Raw genomic sequence first — 14,381 nt, 5'->3', positions numbered from 1 at the left:
AGAGGTAACATCATGAAAAAACTACTGATTGCCCTGATGACGTCGGCGGCGGCGATGTCCGTTGCCGTCTCCGCTGAAGCTGCGGACAAATTCAAGGCCTGCTGGGTCTATGTCGGACCTGTGGGCGACTTCGGCTACTCCTACCAGCACGACCAGGGCCGCCTTGCGGTCGAGAAAAAGCTGGGCGACAAGGTCGAGACCGCCTATCTCGAAAACGTCGCCGAAGGCCCGGATGCCGAGCGCGCTTTCGAGCGCCTGGCGCGCCAGGGCTGCAAGCTCATTTTCGGCACCTCGTTCGGTTTCATGGATGCCGAAGTGAAGGTTGCCAACAAGTTCCCGGACATCAAGTTCGAACACGCCACAGGCTTCAAGACCGGTCCGAATCTCGGCATCTACAATGCCCGCTTCTATGAGGGCCGCTACATCCTCGGTCAGATCGCTGCCAAGCAGTCCAAGAGCGGCGTCGCCGGCTACATTGTCTCCTTCCCGATCCCGGAAGTGGTCATGGGCATCAATTCCTTCATGCTTGGCGCGCAGTCGATCAATCCGAACTTCAAGGCCAAGATCGTCTGGGTGAACTCCTGGTTCGACCCGGGCAAGGAAGCCGATGCCGCCAAGGCACTGTTCGACCAGGGCGCGGACATCATCGTCCAGCACACCGATTCCACCGCGCCGCTGCAGGTGGCGCAGGAACGCGGCCTGCATGGTTTCGGCCAGGCTTCGGACATGATCAAGTTCGCACCGAAGTCGCAGTACACCGCGATCGTCGACGATTGGGGTCCGTATTACATCGAACGCGTCGAAAAGGCTCTGGACGGCACCTGGAAGCCGGAGGATCGCTGGGAAGGCATCAAGGCTGGAGCGGTCTTCATGGCGCCCTACACCAACATGCCGGATGACGTGAAGGCGATGGCGGAAGCCACCCAGAAGAAGATCGCCGACGGCTGGAACCCCTTCACCGGTCCGGTCGCCAAGCAGGACGGTTCAGCCTGGCTGAAGGATGGCGAAGTTGCCGACGACAAGACGCTGCTCGGCATGAACTTCTACGTCAAGGGCGTGGACGACAAGCTGCCGCAGTAAGCAAGCGACTTGCCGGAAACAGAAAAGGGCGCCTCAGGGCGCCCTTTTTCATTCAGCCGAACGACTGCGCTCTGCGCAGCCCGCCCAGCGGATCAGACGGCCATGCCGTGCAGGTCATAGGCATCGGCGCGATCGACCTTGACGGTGACGATATCGCCGACACGCAGCGGCCGACGCGACTGGATGTGCACAGAACCATCGATCTCCGGCGCGTCATATTTGGTACGGCCCTTGGCGACGGCGCCATTCGCTTCATCGATGATGACGGGCAGGCGCTTGCCGACCTTCTTCTGCAACTGTGCGGCAGAGATCTTCTGCTGGCGCTGCATGAAGCGGTGCCAGCGCGCCTCCTTGACGTCATCCGGGACCTGCTCGAGGCCAAGATCGTTGGAGCGCGCGCCCTTCACCGGCTCGTATTTGAAGCAGCCGGCCCGGTCGATCCTGGCTTCGTCCAGCCAGTCGAGCAGCATTTCGAAGTCTTGTTCGGTCTCGCCGGGGAATCCGACAATGAAGGTCGAGCGGATGGCGAGATCCGGGCAGGCCTCGCGCCACGAACGGATGCGATCCAGCGTCTTTTCGCCATGGGCGGGCCGGCGCATGTTCTTCAAGACCTGCGGCGAGGCGTGCTGGAAGGGAATGTCGAGATAGGGCAGGATCTTGCCCTCGGCCATCAGCGGAATGACGTCCGCGACATGCGGGTAGGGGTAGACGTAGTGCATGCGCACCCAGATGCCGAGTTCACCCAGTTCCTGCGACAGGTCCAGGAACTTGGCGCGGACCTCGCGATCCTTCCACGGGCTGCTGGCATATTTGATATCCACCCCATAGGCGCTGGTGTCCTGCGAGATGACGAGCAGTTCCTTGACGCCTGCGGCGGCGAGTTTTTCGGCTTCGCGCAACACATCTGCGGCCGGGCGCGACACGAGATCGCCGCGCAGGTCGGGAATGATGCAGAAGGTGCACCGGTTGTTGCAGCCTTCGGAAATCTTGAGATAGGCGTAGTGGCGCGGCGTCAGCTTGACGCCCTGCGGCGGCACCAGATCGGTGAACGGGTCATGTGCCGGCGGGGCAGCTTCATGCACCGCCGCCATGACGCTCTCATAAGCCTGCGGGCCGGTGATGGCGAAGACATTCGGATGCTTTTCGCGGATCAGTTCGGGCGTCGCGCCCATGCACCCCGTGACGATGACCTTACCGTTCTCCTTCAGCGCAGTGCCGATGGCATTGAGGGATTCGTCCCGCGCGGAATCGAGGAAGCCACACGTGTTGACCACGACGAGGTCGGCGCCGTCATGCTTGCGCGATATCTCATAACCTTCCGCGCGCAGCCGCGTCAGGATGCGCTCGGAATCGACGAGTGCCTTCGGGCACCCGAGGCTGACGAAACTGATACGGGGCGCTGCGGTCATCGTGGCGTTCCAATGGACGCGGGCCGGAACCCTTGAAGGGCCGGCCCGGAAATCTCTGGTTTTCAGTTGGGGCGCCTTAAGCGGCGCTCAATTCAGCGGCGCAATAGCATAGTTCCGGGAGCAAGCAAACCGCACCTGCCTGGCGACCAGTCTTGGTCGCCTTAATGCGCGGCACCGACCGCCTTGCCAAACCACGGCGTAAGGAACTGGAAGTGTTCAGGGAATTGTTCGACCGCACCATCGAGAAGCATCTTCAGTGCGACGTAGAGGATGATGACCAGGCCGATATAGGCGATCCAGCGATAGCGATGCAGCAAGCGGGCGACGAAGGACGCGGCAAAACCCATCAACGCAATCGACAAGGCAAGTCCGATGATCAGCACCGTCGGGTGCTCCATCGCAGCACCAGCGACGGCAAGCACATTGTCCAGCGACATCGAAACGTCAGCGATGACGATCTGCCAGGCAGCCTGGGCAAAGGTTTTGCGCGCGGGGCCGGACGAGGTTTTTCCGCTGTCGATATCGTCGAGGGCCTCCGTGGCCTCGTGTTCTTCCTCGTGCGTGACGCTCAGCTCGCGCCACATCTTCCAGCACACCCACAGCAGCAACAGGCCACCGGCGATGAGCAGCATCGGGCCGATGGCAAGCAACCATTGGGTGATCAGGGCGAAAATGATGCGCAGCACCGTGGCGGCGCCGATGCCGACGAGGATTGCCTTCTTGCGCTGATCCTTAGGCAAGCCGGCCGCAGCTAGGCCAATGACGATTGCGTTGTCGCCGGCCAGGACGAGGTCAATGGCGATGACCTGGAGAAGAGCCGACAAACCTGCTGCGGTGAAGATTTCCATCGATGGAAGCGCTCCTCATCGGGGGTTCATGAATCTGGCCCTACGAGCATCGACCTGTGGCGTCAAGTTCCAGGCGCGGAAAGGCCGTGGAAAGACCGCACTTCAGCCACTACTTAATTGCCCTGCAACCACCGACAATCGCGATGATGGCGTCGATGCCGTTGACGCTGGGAACAGGAAAGCGCTAAAGCCGGTTCCGACTGGTTCGGCACGGCAAGGCGGTCGCCTTTTTTCTACCGGGCAGTGGAGGGATGGCCGAGCGGTTTAAGGCACCGGTCTTGAAAACCGGCGTGGCAGCGATGTCACCGTGGGTTCGAATCCCACTCCCTCCGCCATTTCCCGAGGATTGCACAGCGTTTCCATGAAACCTCTTCCAGAAGATGCCTGGGGGGCCTGGTCACCGCAGGAACTGGCCTCGATGCTCGGGCACGATACGCCACCCGCCTGGTATGTCGTCGGCGGGTGGGCTTTGGACCTGTGGCACGGGCGCCAGACCCGCGAGCACGAAGATCTGGAGTTCGCTGTTCTGCCGGATCAGGTCGGACATTGCCGTCGGCTCTTGTCGGATCTCGAATTCTTTGCCGCCCGTGATGGCATCCTGACGCATCATCCTGCCAAGGCTGCGCTTCCCTCGAACCTCTGGCAGCTTTGGGGAGCGGACATGACCGCTGGTTGCTGGCGCGTGGACATGATGATCGAGCGGGGAACCCCGGACTTCTGGGTCTACAAGCGGAACCCTTCGATCCGAGTGCCTAGAGCCGAGGCGATCCGCAAGAACGCTGGCGGAATTGCCTATCTGGCGCCAGCGATCGTGCTGCTGTTCAAGGCGAAGCATCGCCGCGAAAAGGATGATCTCGATTTTCGGGCCGCGCTGCCCCGCCTTGATGCCGGGGAGAGAGCCGACCTGATCGGCTGGCTCGAGACGATGCATCCTGGCCATGAATGGATAGCGCCGCTGCATTGCTCCAATAGCGGCCAGGTTCTGGAAAGTCGCCCGGATTAGCTCAGCGTTCCTGTCCGGCCAGTTCCGCCTTGAGCCATCGCTTGAAGGCAATGATCTTGGCATCGTTGGCATGGGCTGCGGACGCGACGAACCAGAGGTCGATTCCGGTCTCGACTTCCCACTCGAATGGCTTGACCAGTCGGCCGTCGGCAAGTGCGTCGGCGGCGATTGCCTGCCAGGCGATCATCACGCCTAGGCCGGCCATAGCGGCTTCCAGCGAAAGGGATGCATCGGAGAAACTCAACCCTTGCGGCAGATCGGCCTCGATCATGCCATGCGGCGCCAGCCAGTCCGTCCAGTTCTCCATGGCAGGATAGCGGATCACTGGAGCTGATTTCAGATCGGTCGGCATCCTCAGGTTTGCGGCGAGCGCAGGAGCACAGACCGGAAAGATACGCTGCTTCAGAAGCAAGTCCGTGCTGGTGCCTGGCCATTTGCCCCGCCCCATCCGCAAAGCGACATCGAGATCGGACCGATCGAGGTCGGTCAATGTAAGACCCGTTTCGATACGCACCTGGATTTCGGGGCGCTTGCGCTGAAACGCGCTGAGCCGCGGCACCAGCCATCGGGTGGCGAAGACCGGCGTGGTGGTTACTGCAAGCACGGTGCGATCGGTTGCGCCTACCTGATCGAGAGCCTGTGCGATCGATCGGAATGCCGGCTCCAGCGACGCCAGCATGCGCGTGCCGAACGGTGTCGGCGTCAGGCCGCGCGCTGTACGCTCGAATACCGGGCGTCCAAGCAGCTTCTCGGTGCGGATGACATGTTGGCTGACCGCACCGACGCTGATGCCCATCTCGTCCGCCGCCTTTGCCAGCGAGCCAAGGCGGCCTGCCACTTCGATGGCACGCAGGCCGTTCAGGGGAATGCGATTCAAAGCAACCATATAGATATTCTATAGGCTCGCGGGCAAAATCTCCATTTTTTTCGAAGGCCACCGCAGCAAAAGTCAGGACATCGAAACGCTCCAAGCAAGGAGGACAACATGTCCCTGGCCAGCCGCGCCGCACCATCTGATACGACGGCAATCCGGCCATTCAAGGTCGCGGTCCCGGACATGCAGATCGTCGACCTGAAGGCAAGGCTCGGCAGGACACGCTGGCCGTATGCGACGACCAACGATCACTCGCGTGGCCAGCCGGTCAGTTTTGTCATGGAACTCGTCGACCAGTGGATGAATGACTTCGACTGGCGCGAGCATGAAGCCCGGTTGAACAGCTATCCGCAATTCATCACGGAAATCGACGGTCAGCCGATCCATTTCCTGCACATCAGGTCCAGGCATCCCGGTGCGTTTCCGCTGATCCTCAGCCACGGATGGCCGGGCAGCGTGATGGAATTCCTTGAGCTGATCGAGCCGCTGACCAATCCGACTGATGGCGGTCTGCCCTTCGATCTGGTGATCCCCTCGTTGCCTGGCTTCGGTTTCTCCAGTCCACTTCGCGAAGGTGGCTGGGATTCGGCTCGTATCGCCAAGGCGTGGGACACGCTCATGAAACGGCTGGGCTATGACCATTATGGCGCGCATGGCGGCGATGTGGGCTCCGGCATCGGACGCGAACTTGGCATCCTGAAGCCACGAGGCCTTGTCGGCACGCATGTGCTGCAGATCTTCGCGTTCCCGACCGGCGCTGAGGGCGAGATGGATAAGCTCACCCCCTTCGAGATGGAAGGTATGGCGATCCTGGCCAGTTTCGAGAAGTACAACGGCTATCATCAGATACAGGCGAAGCGCCCCGGCACGCTTGCCTACGGGCTCGTCGACTCGCCTGTTGCCCAGATGGCATGGAATACCGAACTCTGGTTCGGTTTCGACGGAAACAACATCGCCAATGTCGATCGCGATCGTTTCCTGGCGCAGGCATCGCTCTACTGGTTCACGGGAACGGGCGGATCGGCGGCAAACGTCTACTACGAAGACCAGCAGACGGGTGCCGGCTACCGCGAGGTGATGAACCCGACGCCGACCGGCGTTGCGGTTTTCCCGAATGATTTCCGCTCGGTGCGCAGCTTTGCGGAACGCGCCAACAACATCGCGCATTGGACCGAAATGCCGCGCGGCAGTCATTTTGCGGCGTCGGACGCGCCGGATCTGCTGGCGCATGACATCCGCGCATTCTTTTCGAAACTGAACGCCTGACCGCTAGCGGGAGAACCCATGTCACTGCCATTCGCCATCATCGACGTTTTCGCTGCCAGCCCACTCGAGGGTAACCCGTTGGCCGTGGTGGACGGCGGAGATGAGCTACCGGACGACCGGCTGGCCGCCATCGCCGGTGAGTTCAACCTCGTCGAGACGACCTTCGTGATGCGGGCAACGCATCCCGACGCAACACTGCGGTTGCGCTCTTTCACGGCTGCGGGCCACGAGGTGTTCGGGGCAGGCGGACACAACTCCCTCGGCGCCTGGCTCTGGCTGGCGCAATCGGGACGGCTGAATTTGCGCGGAGCCCGAACGGACTTCACACAAGAGATCGGCGGGCAGCTCTTTCCTCTGTCGATCGACGCGACACCCGGTCAGTCTATCCGTGTCACGATGGCGCAATCCCACGCCAGATGGGGAAACCAGGTGAAAGATTACGCGAGCTTGGCGGCTTCGTTTGGCTTGGCGCCTGACGCCATCCATGGCAACGCCCCGCCGGTACAGGTGGTCGACACCGGCGCGGGCCATCTGATGGCCGCGCTCAAGGATCGCGAAGCCGTCGATGCCGCGAGACCCGATGTTCAGGCACTCGGCGCGATCCTGAGACAGGCCGGAGGCGAAGGCTGCTACGTGTACAGCCTCGACCCATCGACCCCGAACACCGTCGCCTATGCCCGCTTCTTCAATCCGACGATGGGCATCGGTGAGGATCCGGCTACTGGCACGGCTGCGGGCCCCCTGGCTGCCCATCTCGTCCGCCACGGCTTCGCTTCGCCGGGACGCGTCGTTATCGAGCAGGGCAGGAAACTTGGCCGCCCAAGCCTGATCGAAGTTGAGATCGATGGTCTTGCGGTACGGATCAGTGCGAGCGGGGTGATGGCCGCGGAAGGGAAACTCTGGCTCTGAAGGGGCAAGTGTGGATAAGCTCCGCGGCACAATGCCGTCATTTCGCCACAATCTCGCCAGCTTCGAACCATAGTCGGTTAAGCGTGTGATAAGCATTTCCTGTGCAAAAAGGGGCTCTGGGGATCGGGGCGTCGGACAGGTTGTCACACGAAGCGCGTCGGCTTCGCCTGTGTTTGAGTAGCGTCGCCGTTGTTCGGAGGGGACAGTTCCAGCATGCCAAGTTCGGCGCGTCTTCGTCGTTTTTCCACCTACGCGCTGCTGGCCGTCTCAGTCGGCTTTCTCGCTGCCTGCGCTTCGTCCGAACCGAAGAGCATGGTGAGCAAGAAACGCTCGAAGGAATATTTCGCCGAATCCGAATATGGTGTGAAAGCCAGCCCGCGTGTCGCCATGCGGCGTGGAGGAGGGCGCGACCAGCTCGGCAAGCCCTATCAGGTGCGCGGCAAATGGTATTATCCCAAGGAAGAGCAGCGCTACTCCAAGACGGGTACCGCGTCCTGGTACGGTGAGGCCTTTCACAGCCGCATGACCGCCAACGGCGAGGTCTATGACCTGTCGCAGCTCACCGGCGCGCATCCGACAATGCCTCTGCCGAGCTATGCCCGAGTCACCAATCTTGACAATGGCAGCTCGGTCATCGTGCGCGTCAATGACCGGGGCCCGTATCATGAAGGCCGCCTGATCGATCTGTCCAAGCGCGCAGCCGACATGCTCGGCTATTCGAAGATCGGCACTGCCCGCGTCAAGGTCGATTATGTCGGCCGTGCGCCGCTCGAGGGCAATGACGATTCCTATCTCATGGCCTCCTATCATCCCGGCAACAGGATACCTGATCCGTCCGACGGCCTGCCGACCGGCGTGATGGTTGCCATGAACGGTTCCATGCCAAGTGCGCCGGTGCGTGCAAGTGCCGCTGCCATTCCATTCCCCGGCCAGTTGACCGATACGACTTCGCTGCCTGAGCCGGTCCTGGCTGCGCAGCCGATCGGGGCCGACAGCGTCGCGCTGCCGGATTTCGGCCCGATTGCGCCGGCACGGCCGGACTTCGCCGTCAGCCCGAAACTGCCATTCGAGATGGCGAGCCTGAACTATGCCGCGGAGCGCACGGAGCGTTCCGCAAGTGCCTTTGCGGCGCTGGAGGGACCCGCGGCGGCACTGGGCAGCTGGAAGCAGCCGGAGGATCCGTCCGACGACTATGTAGCTGCCGGTACGTTCGACGACGCCAGACAGGCAAGGCAGGTGGCGGCAGCGCTGAAAGCCTACGGCCGTGTCGAGATCGATCAGGCCAAGCTCGACGGCAAGGACTGGTATTCGGTCAATCTCTACCAGGACGGCCGCATGAGCGTGGACAGCATGCTGGAAGCGGCCTGGAGCCACGGCGCGCCGGACGCTTTCGCCGTTCGCGACTGATCGGCAACGAGCACGCGGATAAGTCATCACCCGGGCCTGCCGACGATTGATCCGTGACGGGCGATCCTGATAACGTCCCATTATGATTGCCAAATCCCGCTTTTGCTCTTCTTTGGCCGGCCTGCTTGGCCTTGCCCTCCTGGCGCTGTCGGCATTGCCGGCGGCCGCACAGCTTTTCGAAACCAAGGCGGCGACCGCATATATGATCGACGCTGAGACCGGCACGGTGCTGTTCTCCAAGCAGGCCGACAAACCGATCCAGCCAGCGTCGCTCGCCAAGCTGATGACACTTGAAATGGCCTTCAATGCCGTGAAGAGCGGCCGCATGACGCTTAACGACACTTTCGTGGTCAGCGAAAACGCGTGGCGCAGGGGCGGCGCGCCCTCGGGCACCTCGACCATGTTCGCCGCGCTCAAGTCGGCGATCCGGCTCGAAGACCTGATGAAGGGCATCGCCGTGCAGGCCGCCAATGACGGTTGCATCATCATCGCCGAAGGATTTGCCGGCTCGGAAGGAAATTTCGCTCTTCAAATGAACGAGCGCGCGCGTCAGATCGGATTGCCGATCTCGACCTTCGTCAACGCCACCGGGCTGCCGGCGGAAGGTCAGAAGACGACAGTGCGCGAGATGGCGCTGCTGGCGTTGCGCCTGTCGCGCGAATATCCGCAATTCTATCCCTATTTCGCGCTCAAGGATTTCACCTGGAACAAGATCACCCAGCGCAACCGCAATCCTTTGCTGGCGATGGATGCCGGTGCCGAGGGACTGGCGGTCGGTGCCAGTGAGCAGGATGGTTTTGCCATTGTCGGCGCGCTCAACCAGGGTGGCAAGCGGGTGATTGCTGCCATGAGCGGCCTGGCCAATGACCGGGAGCGCTCGGAGGAGGTCCGCAAGTTGCTGGATTGGGGCTTACGTTCCTTCGAAAAGACCGAAGTGTTCGCCAAGGATGAAGTTGTTGGCGAAGCAGCAGTGTTCGGGGGGGTCAAATCCGGCGTGGCGCTGAAAGCCAAGGGAGCGATCGACCTTGTCCTGCCGATCTCCAATCGCGACAAGGTCACCGCGCGCATTGTCTACAACGGCCCGTTACCGGCGCCTGTCGAGGTCGGCCAGCCTGTCGGCACGCTGCGCGTCTGGATCGGCGACACGTTGAGCCAGGAAACCCCGGTGTTCGCGGCCGAAACGGTGGAAGTCGGCTCACTGCCGCGCCGCGCGGCCGATGCGGTCAAGGAGCTGGCGGTCGGCTGGCTGCGCTAGAGCAATCCCAGGAAAGTGTAACGGTTTCCGTCTGGAATTGGATAAAACAAGAAGTTAGAGCGTTTCCTTGAAAACGGAAACGATCTAGTCCTCTCGCCGCAGCGGCGTTGGACACCTATGTTTGATGTCGGGGCCACAACCGAGGCGCAGCGTTTGGCGAACGGATCTTTCATCACTTTCGAAGGCGGCGAAGGTGCCGGCAAGTCGACGCAGATCAAGCGGCTGGCCGAGCGGCTGCGCGGCAAGAAATATGATGTCCTGGTGACCCGGGAGCCTGGCGGCTCGCCAGGGGCCGAGGCCATTCGGCATGTTCTGCTGTCCGGCGCGGCTGAACCCTTCGGACCGAAGATGGAGGCACTGTTGTTCGCCGCGGCGCGCTCCGATCATGTCGAACAGGTGATCCGACCTGCTGTAGAGCGCGGCGCGGTCGTGCTTTGCGATCGCTTCATTGATTCCTCGCGTGTCTATCAGGGTGCCACCGGCGGCCTCGACCCGGCGTTCATCGATACCCTGCAGCGCGTGGCCATCAATGGCATGGTGCCGAACCTCACCTTGATCCTCGACATCGATCCGGAAGAGGGGCTGCGCCGCGCAACAGCCCGCCGCAACCCCGGCGAAACGCCCGACCGCTTCGAGAAGGAGACGCTGGCCATTCATCAACAGCGCCGCGATGCTTACCTGGCCATTGCCAGGGCGGAAGCCAAGCGCTGCGTGGTCATCGACGCTTCCGGAGACGCCAACACGGTCGAACATGCGGTCACGGATGCCGTGTTCGCGATGCTGGAGAAGTCCAGGCCGACCAAAACCAGTCACAGGGCGCCGGCATGAGTTTCGAGCGGCTGGCGCCCGAACAGCACGACACTTTGGATGAGGTTCCGGAGCCCGCCGAGAACCCGCGCCTGATCGGACATGCGGACGTCACCACAACTTTGGCCGCAGCCTACAAGGCGGGCAAGCTCCCACATGCGCTGATGCTGTGCGGGCCGGCAGGCATCGGCAAGGCTACGCTTGCCTTCCACCTCGCGTATCATCTGCTGAAAAACCCGAACGGCAATCTGGCGCCGGAAACCCTGGTTGTTCCTGATCCCGCATCGGGGCTCTACCGGCAGATCGCGATGGGCGCGCATCCTTCCGTCCTGCATCTCACACGGCCGATGAATGATCGCACCAAGGCATTCAAAAGTGTGGTTACCGTAGACGAGATCCGCAAGGTCGGACAGTTCCTGTCAATGACGTCGCACGATGGCGGCTACAGGGTGGTGATCGTCGATCCCGCTGACGACATGAATACCAATGCTGCCAATGCGTTGTTGAAAAATCTTGAAGAGCCGCCCGCACGTACGATCTTCGTGCTCATCGTGCATGCGCCGGGCAGCCTGCTGCCGACCATCCGCTCGCGCTGTCAGGTGCTGAGGCTCGCGCCGCTTGCTGAGCGCGACCTGATGACGGTGTTGGACGCAATCGGCCAGAGCACACCGGATGACGCCGCCCAACGTGCAGCACTTGCCGAGCGGGCAGGGGGCAGCGCGCGGGCCGCTGTTCTGCTGACGCAATATGGCGGCCTGGAAATTGCGGCAGCGCTCGAAAAGCTGGTCTCGGCCGGTCGGGTGGACCTCGCCGGCGCCTACAAGCTGGCAGAGACGGTAGCAGGTCGGGATCAGGCCATCCCGTTCGAAACCTTCAACCGCCACGCTCTCGAATTGCTGTCCGCGGCGGCAAGCTCTTCTGCGATCGTCGGGGATCTGAGGCGTGCCAAACTCTTGTCCGACACTTGGCAAGATGCGCAGCGCGCTATATCTGAGACCGAGACCTACAATCTCGACAAGAAGCAACACGCACTCACGATGATCGACCGACTGAATTCTGCGATGCGAATGTGACGGCCCTCCCGGGATGGCTTTCGCCATGCCGATGCGATATCCACGCCCCGATATCCGTTCACACATTCTTCCATTCAGACATTCATGACGGCCCACAATGTCCCGTGAGAAATTCTACATCACCACTGCGATTTCCTATCCGAACGGCAAGCCGCATATAGGTCATGCCTACGAACTGCTCGCAACGGATTCACTTGCCCGCTTCCAGCGGCTCGACGGCAAGGACGTGTTCTTCCTGACCGGTACGGATGAGCACGGCATCAAGATGCTGCAGACGGCCAAGAAGGAAGGAATCACGCCGCGCGAACTGGCTGACCGCAATGCTGCCGAGTTCCGGCGCATGGCACAGGCGCTCAATGCGTCGAACGATGATTTCATCCGCACGACGGAACAGCGCCATCATGCGTCCTCCCAGGCCATCTGGAAGGCGATGGAGGCCAATGGCGACATCTACAAGGGTGGCTACGCCGGCTGGTATTCGGTGCGCGACGAGGCCTATTACGGCGAGGAGGAAACCGAGGTCCGCGCCGACAATGTCCGTTATGGCCCACAGGGCACACCTGTGGAATGGGTCGAGGAGGAAAGCTACTTCTTCCGGCTCTCGGCCTACCAGGACAAGCTGCTGGAGCTCTATGAAAACCAGCCCGACTTCGTCGGTCCATCCGAACGACGCAACGAGGTGGCTTCCTTCGTCAAATCGGGCCTGAAGGACCTGTCGATCTCACGCACCACCTTCGACTGGGGCATCCCGGTCCCGGGTGACGAAAAACACGTCATGTATGTCTGGGTGGATGCGCTCACCAACTACATCACCGCAGCCGGCTACCCGGACACCCAGTCTCCTTCGTGGAGCTACTGGCCGGCAACGCACATCATCGGCAAGGACATCGTGCGCTTCCACGCCGTCTATTGGCCGGCCTTCCTGATGTCAGCGGGCATCGAATTGCCGAAGCGCGTATTCGCACACGGCTTCCTGTTCAACCGCGGCGAGAAGATGTCGAAATCGGTCGGCAACGTCATCGACCCGTTTACGATGGTCGATCACTATGGCCTCGACCAGGTCCGTTATTTCTTCCTGCGCGAGGTGCCGTTCGGCCAGGACGGCAGCTACAGCCACGAGGCGATCGTCAACCGCACCAATGCCGACCTCGCCAACGATCTCGGCAATCTGGCGCAGCGTTCGCTGTCGATGATCGCGAAGAACTGCAATGGCGTGGTGCCCCAGCGCGGCACGCTTGCCGAGGCCGACAAGGCGATGCTCGAGCAGGCAACCGCAGCGCTGGCGACAGCGCGCAAGGCGATGACCGAGCAGGCCATCCATCAGGCACTGGCTGCGATCTTCGCGGTCGTCGCGGATGCCAACCGCTACTTCGCCGCACAGGAACCCTGGGCGCTGAAGAAGACCGACCCCGCGCGCATGGAAACGGTGCTGTGGACGACGGCGGAGATCATCCGGCGCGTCGCCATCCTGTGCCAGCCCTATATCCCGGGCTCCGCCGCGAAGCTGCTCGATACGCTGGCCGTGGCTGATGACAAGCGCGATTTCGAGCATCTGGCGGACGCATTTGCGCTGGTGCCGGGCACGCCGCTTCCAGCGCCGCAGCCCGTGTTTCCGCGTTACGTCGAACCAGCGCCGGAAGCGACAGCCTGATGCTTGTCGACAGCCATTGCCATCTGGATTTTCCGGATTTTGCCGAGGAGCGGGCGGCCATCGTCGCCCGCGCTTTGGCGGCTGGTGTCGGGCGTATGGTCACGATATCGACACGCGTGAAGCGGTTCCAGCAGATCATTGAAATTGCAGAGTCTTTCAAGGAAGTGTTCTGCTCCGTCGGCACGCATCCGCACAATGCCGCCGAGGAGCTCGACATCACGACGGAGGATCTTGTTCGACTGGCCGAGCACCCGAAGGTGGTCGCGATCGGCGAGGCCGGCCTCGACTATTTTTACGACAAGGCGCCGCGCGATGCGCAGGCTCAAGGCCTGCGTACACATATCGCAGCCGCGCGCCAAACCGGACTGCCGCTGGTCATTCACGCACGCAATGCCGACGACGACATGATCGCGATCCTGCGCGACGAGACAGGGAAGGGCGCCTTCCCTTTCATCCTGCATTGCTTCTCCTCAGGCCGGCGGCTGGCCGAGGTTGGCGTGGAACTGGGGGGCTATGTCTCTTTCTCCGGCATCCTGACCTTCAAGAACTCTGCCGAGTTGCGGGACATAGCGAAGGACGTGCCACACGACCGGCTGCTGGTGGAAACAGACGCGCCCTACCTTGCTCCGGTACCGCATCGCGGCCAACGCAACGAACCGGCTTATGTCGCTGAAACCGCAAGGGTCCTGGCGGAAACGATCGGCGTGAGCCGGGACGAAATTGCCCGGATCACCACCGACAACTTCTTCCGCCTGTTCTCGAAAATGCCGCGCCTGACGCAGCAAGGCAACTGAGCGCC

Annotated in this window: 13 protein-coding genes and 1 tRNA gene; 11 read left to right on the top strand and 3 right to left on the bottom strand. The window is 61.8% G+C overall.

Going from position 1 to position 14,381, the window contains the following annotated elements; all coding sequences use genetic code 11:
• Positions 1 to 12 precede the first annotated feature (12 nt).
• Positions 13 to 1,080 (top strand): BMP family ABC transporter substrate-binding protein, encoded by a 1,068-nt coding sequence (locus tag ACFWYE_RS03950; RefSeq protein ID WP_326892048.1) that lies wholly within the window; start codon positions 13 to 15, stop codon positions 1,078 to 1,080.
• A 92-nt stretch (positions 1,081 to 1,172) separates the two neighbouring features.
• On the opposite strand, the gene rimO is transcribed toward ACFWYE_RS03950, so the two are convergent.
• Positions 1,173 to 2,489, bottom strand: coding sequence for a 30S ribosomal protein S12 methylthiotransferase RimO (rimO, locus tag ACFWYE_RS03945; RefSeq protein WP_379109685.1), 1,317 nt, complete (start codon positions 2,487 to 2,489; stop codon positions 1,173 to 1,175).
• Positions 2,490 to 2,650: 161 nt separating this feature from the next.
• Entirely contained in the window at positions 2,651 to 3,337 is a 687-nt protein-coding gene (locus ACFWYE_RS03940) for a TerC family protein (RefSeq protein WP_379109684.1), read from the bottom strand.
• Positions 3,338 to 3,582: 245 nt separating this feature from the next.
• Between ACFWYE_RS03940 and ACFWYE_RS03935 the strand changes: the two genes are divergently transcribed.
• Positions 3,583 to 3,672 (top strand) — tRNA-Ser (locus tag ACFWYE_RS03935).
• A 26-nt stretch (positions 3,673 to 3,698) separates the two neighbouring features.
• Positions 3,699 to 4,340 (top strand): nucleotidyltransferase domain-containing protein, encoded by a 642-nt coding sequence (locus ACFWYE_RS03930; RefSeq protein WP_379109682.1) that lies wholly within the window; start codon positions 3,699 to 3,701, stop codon positions 4,338 to 4,340.
• 1 nt (position 4,341) lies between these two features.
• On the opposite strand, the gene ACFWYE_RS03925 is transcribed toward ACFWYE_RS03930, so the two are convergent.
• Positions 4,342 to 5,226 (bottom strand): LysR substrate-binding domain-containing protein, encoded by an 885-nt coding sequence (locus tag ACFWYE_RS03925; RefSeq protein WP_379109680.1) that lies wholly within the window; start codon positions 5,224 to 5,226, stop codon positions 4,342 to 4,344.
• A 99-nt stretch (positions 5,227 to 5,325) separates the two neighbouring features.
• Between ACFWYE_RS03925 and ACFWYE_RS03920 the strand changes: the two genes are divergently transcribed.
• The 8 genes from ACFWYE_RS03920 (at position 5,326) to ACFWYE_RS03885 (ending at position 14,376) form a co-directional block, all read left to right on the top strand.
• Positions 5,326 to 6,480, top strand: coding sequence for an epoxide hydrolase family protein (locus tag ACFWYE_RS03920; protein ID WP_379109678.1), 1,155 nt, complete (start codon positions 5,326 to 5,328; stop codon positions 6,478 to 6,480).
• Between the two features lie 18 nt (positions 6,481 to 6,498).
• The gene (locus ACFWYE_RS03915) at positions 6,499 to 7,389 is read left to right on the top strand and encodes a PhzF family phenazine biosynthesis protein (RefSeq protein ID WP_379109677.1); all 891 of its coding nucleotides are present in this window, start codon (positions 6,499 to 6,501) and stop codon (positions 7,387 to 7,389) included.
• Positions 7,390 to 7,602: 213 nt separating this feature from the next.
• Positions 7,603 to 8,796 carry a septal ring lytic transglycosylase RlpA family protein gene (locus ACFWYE_RS03910; protein WP_379071116.1) on the top strand — a complete coding sequence of 398 codons (1,194 nt, stop codon included), beginning with the start codon at positions 7,603 to 7,605 and terminating at the stop codon, positions 8,794 to 8,796.
• 82 nt (positions 8,797 to 8,878) lie between these two features.
• Positions 8,879 to 10,051 carry a D-alanyl-D-alanine carboxypeptidase family protein gene (locus ACFWYE_RS03905; protein WP_379109675.1) on the top strand — a complete coding sequence of 391 codons (1,173 nt, stop codon included), beginning with the start codon at positions 8,879 to 8,881 and terminating at the stop codon, positions 10,049 to 10,051.
• 153 nt (positions 10,052 to 10,204) lie between these two features.
• Positions 10,205 to 10,879, top strand: coding sequence for a dTMP kinase (gene tmk / locus ACFWYE_RS03900; protein ID WP_379109673.1), 675 nt, complete (start codon positions 10,205 to 10,207; stop codon positions 10,877 to 10,879).
• Positions 10,876 to 11,931: a DNA polymerase III subunit delta' gene (locus tag ACFWYE_RS03895; RefSeq protein WP_379109671.1), complete on the top strand. Its 1,056-nt coding sequence runs from the start codon at positions 10,876 to 10,878 to the stop codon at positions 11,929 to 11,931. The genes tmk and ACFWYE_RS03895 overlap by 4 nt, the downstream gene beginning before the upstream one ends.
• Before the next feature lie 97 nt (positions 11,932 to 12,028).
• On the top strand, positions 12,029 to 13,582 hold the full coding sequence (gene metG / locus ACFWYE_RS03890) for a methionine--tRNA ligase (RefSeq protein ID WP_379109669.1): 1,554 nt from the start codon (positions 12,029 to 12,031) through the stop codon (positions 13,580 to 13,582).
• Positions 13,582 to 14,376 (top strand): TatD family hydrolase, encoded by a 795-nt coding sequence (locus tag ACFWYE_RS03885; RefSeq protein ID WP_379109667.1) that lies wholly within the window; start codon positions 13,582 to 13,584, stop codon positions 14,374 to 14,376. Before metG ends, ACFWYE_RS03885 begins: the two co-directional genes overlap by 1 nt.
• The last annotated feature ends 5 nt before the right edge of the window (positions 14,377 to 14,381 follow it).

It is taken from the genome of Mesorhizobium sp. NPDC059025 (assembly GCF_042739655.1).
GTDB lineage: Bacteria > Pseudomonadota > Alphaproteobacteria > Rhizobiales > Rhizobiaceae > Mesorhizobium.
This window is presented reverse-complemented; position numbering and strand designations above follow the sequence as displayed.

Bases quoted from the DNA above. Each gene is read 5' to 3' on its own strand.
- ACFWYE_RS03930 (WP_379109682.1), top strand. From the start codon at position 3,699: ATGAAACCTCTTCCAGAAGATGCCTGGGGGGCCTGGTCACCGCAGGAA.
- ACFWYE_RS03905 (WP_379109675.1), top strand. From the start codon at position 8,879: ATGATTGCCAAATCCCGCTTTTGCTCTTCTTTGGCCGGCCTGCTTGGC.
- rimO (WP_379109685.1), bottom strand. From the start codon at position 2,489: ATGACCGCAGCGCCCCGTATCAGTTTCGTCAGCCTCGGGTGCCCGAAG.
- ACFWYE_RS03925 (WP_379109680.1), bottom strand. From the start codon at position 5,226: ATGGTTGCTTTGAATCGCATTCCCCTGAACGGCCTGCGTGCCATCGAA.
- ACFWYE_RS03950 (WP_326892048.1), top strand. From the start codon at position 13: ATGAAAAAACTACTGATTGCCCTGATGACGTCGGCGGCGGCGATGTCC.
- ACFWYE_RS03920 (WP_379109678.1), top strand. From the start codon at position 5,326: ATGTCCCTGGCCAGCCGCGCCGCACCATCTGATACGACGGCAATCCGG.
- ACFWYE_RS03885 (WP_379109667.1), top strand. From the start codon at position 13,582: ATGCTTGTCGACAGCCATTGCCATCTGGATTTTCCGGATTTTGCCGAG.
- ACFWYE_RS03895 (WP_379109671.1), top strand. From the start codon at position 10,876: ATGAGTTTCGAGCGGCTGGCGCCCGAACAGCACGACACTTTGGATGAG.
- metG (WP_379109669.1), top strand. From the start codon at position 12,029: ATGTCCCGTGAGAAATTCTACATCACCACTGCGATTTCCTATCCGAAC.
- ACFWYE_RS03915 (WP_379109677.1), top strand. From the start codon at position 6,499: ATGTCACTGCCATTCGCCATCATCGACGTTTTCGCTGCCAGCCCACTC.
- ACFWYE_RS03940 (WP_379109684.1), bottom strand. From the start codon at position 3,337: ATGGAAATCTTCACCGCAGCAGGTTTGTCGGCTCTTCTCCAGGTCATC.
- ACFWYE_RS03910 (WP_379071116.1), top strand. From the start codon at position 7,603: ATGCCAAGTTCGGCGCGTCTTCGTCGTTTTTCCACCTACGCGCTGCTG.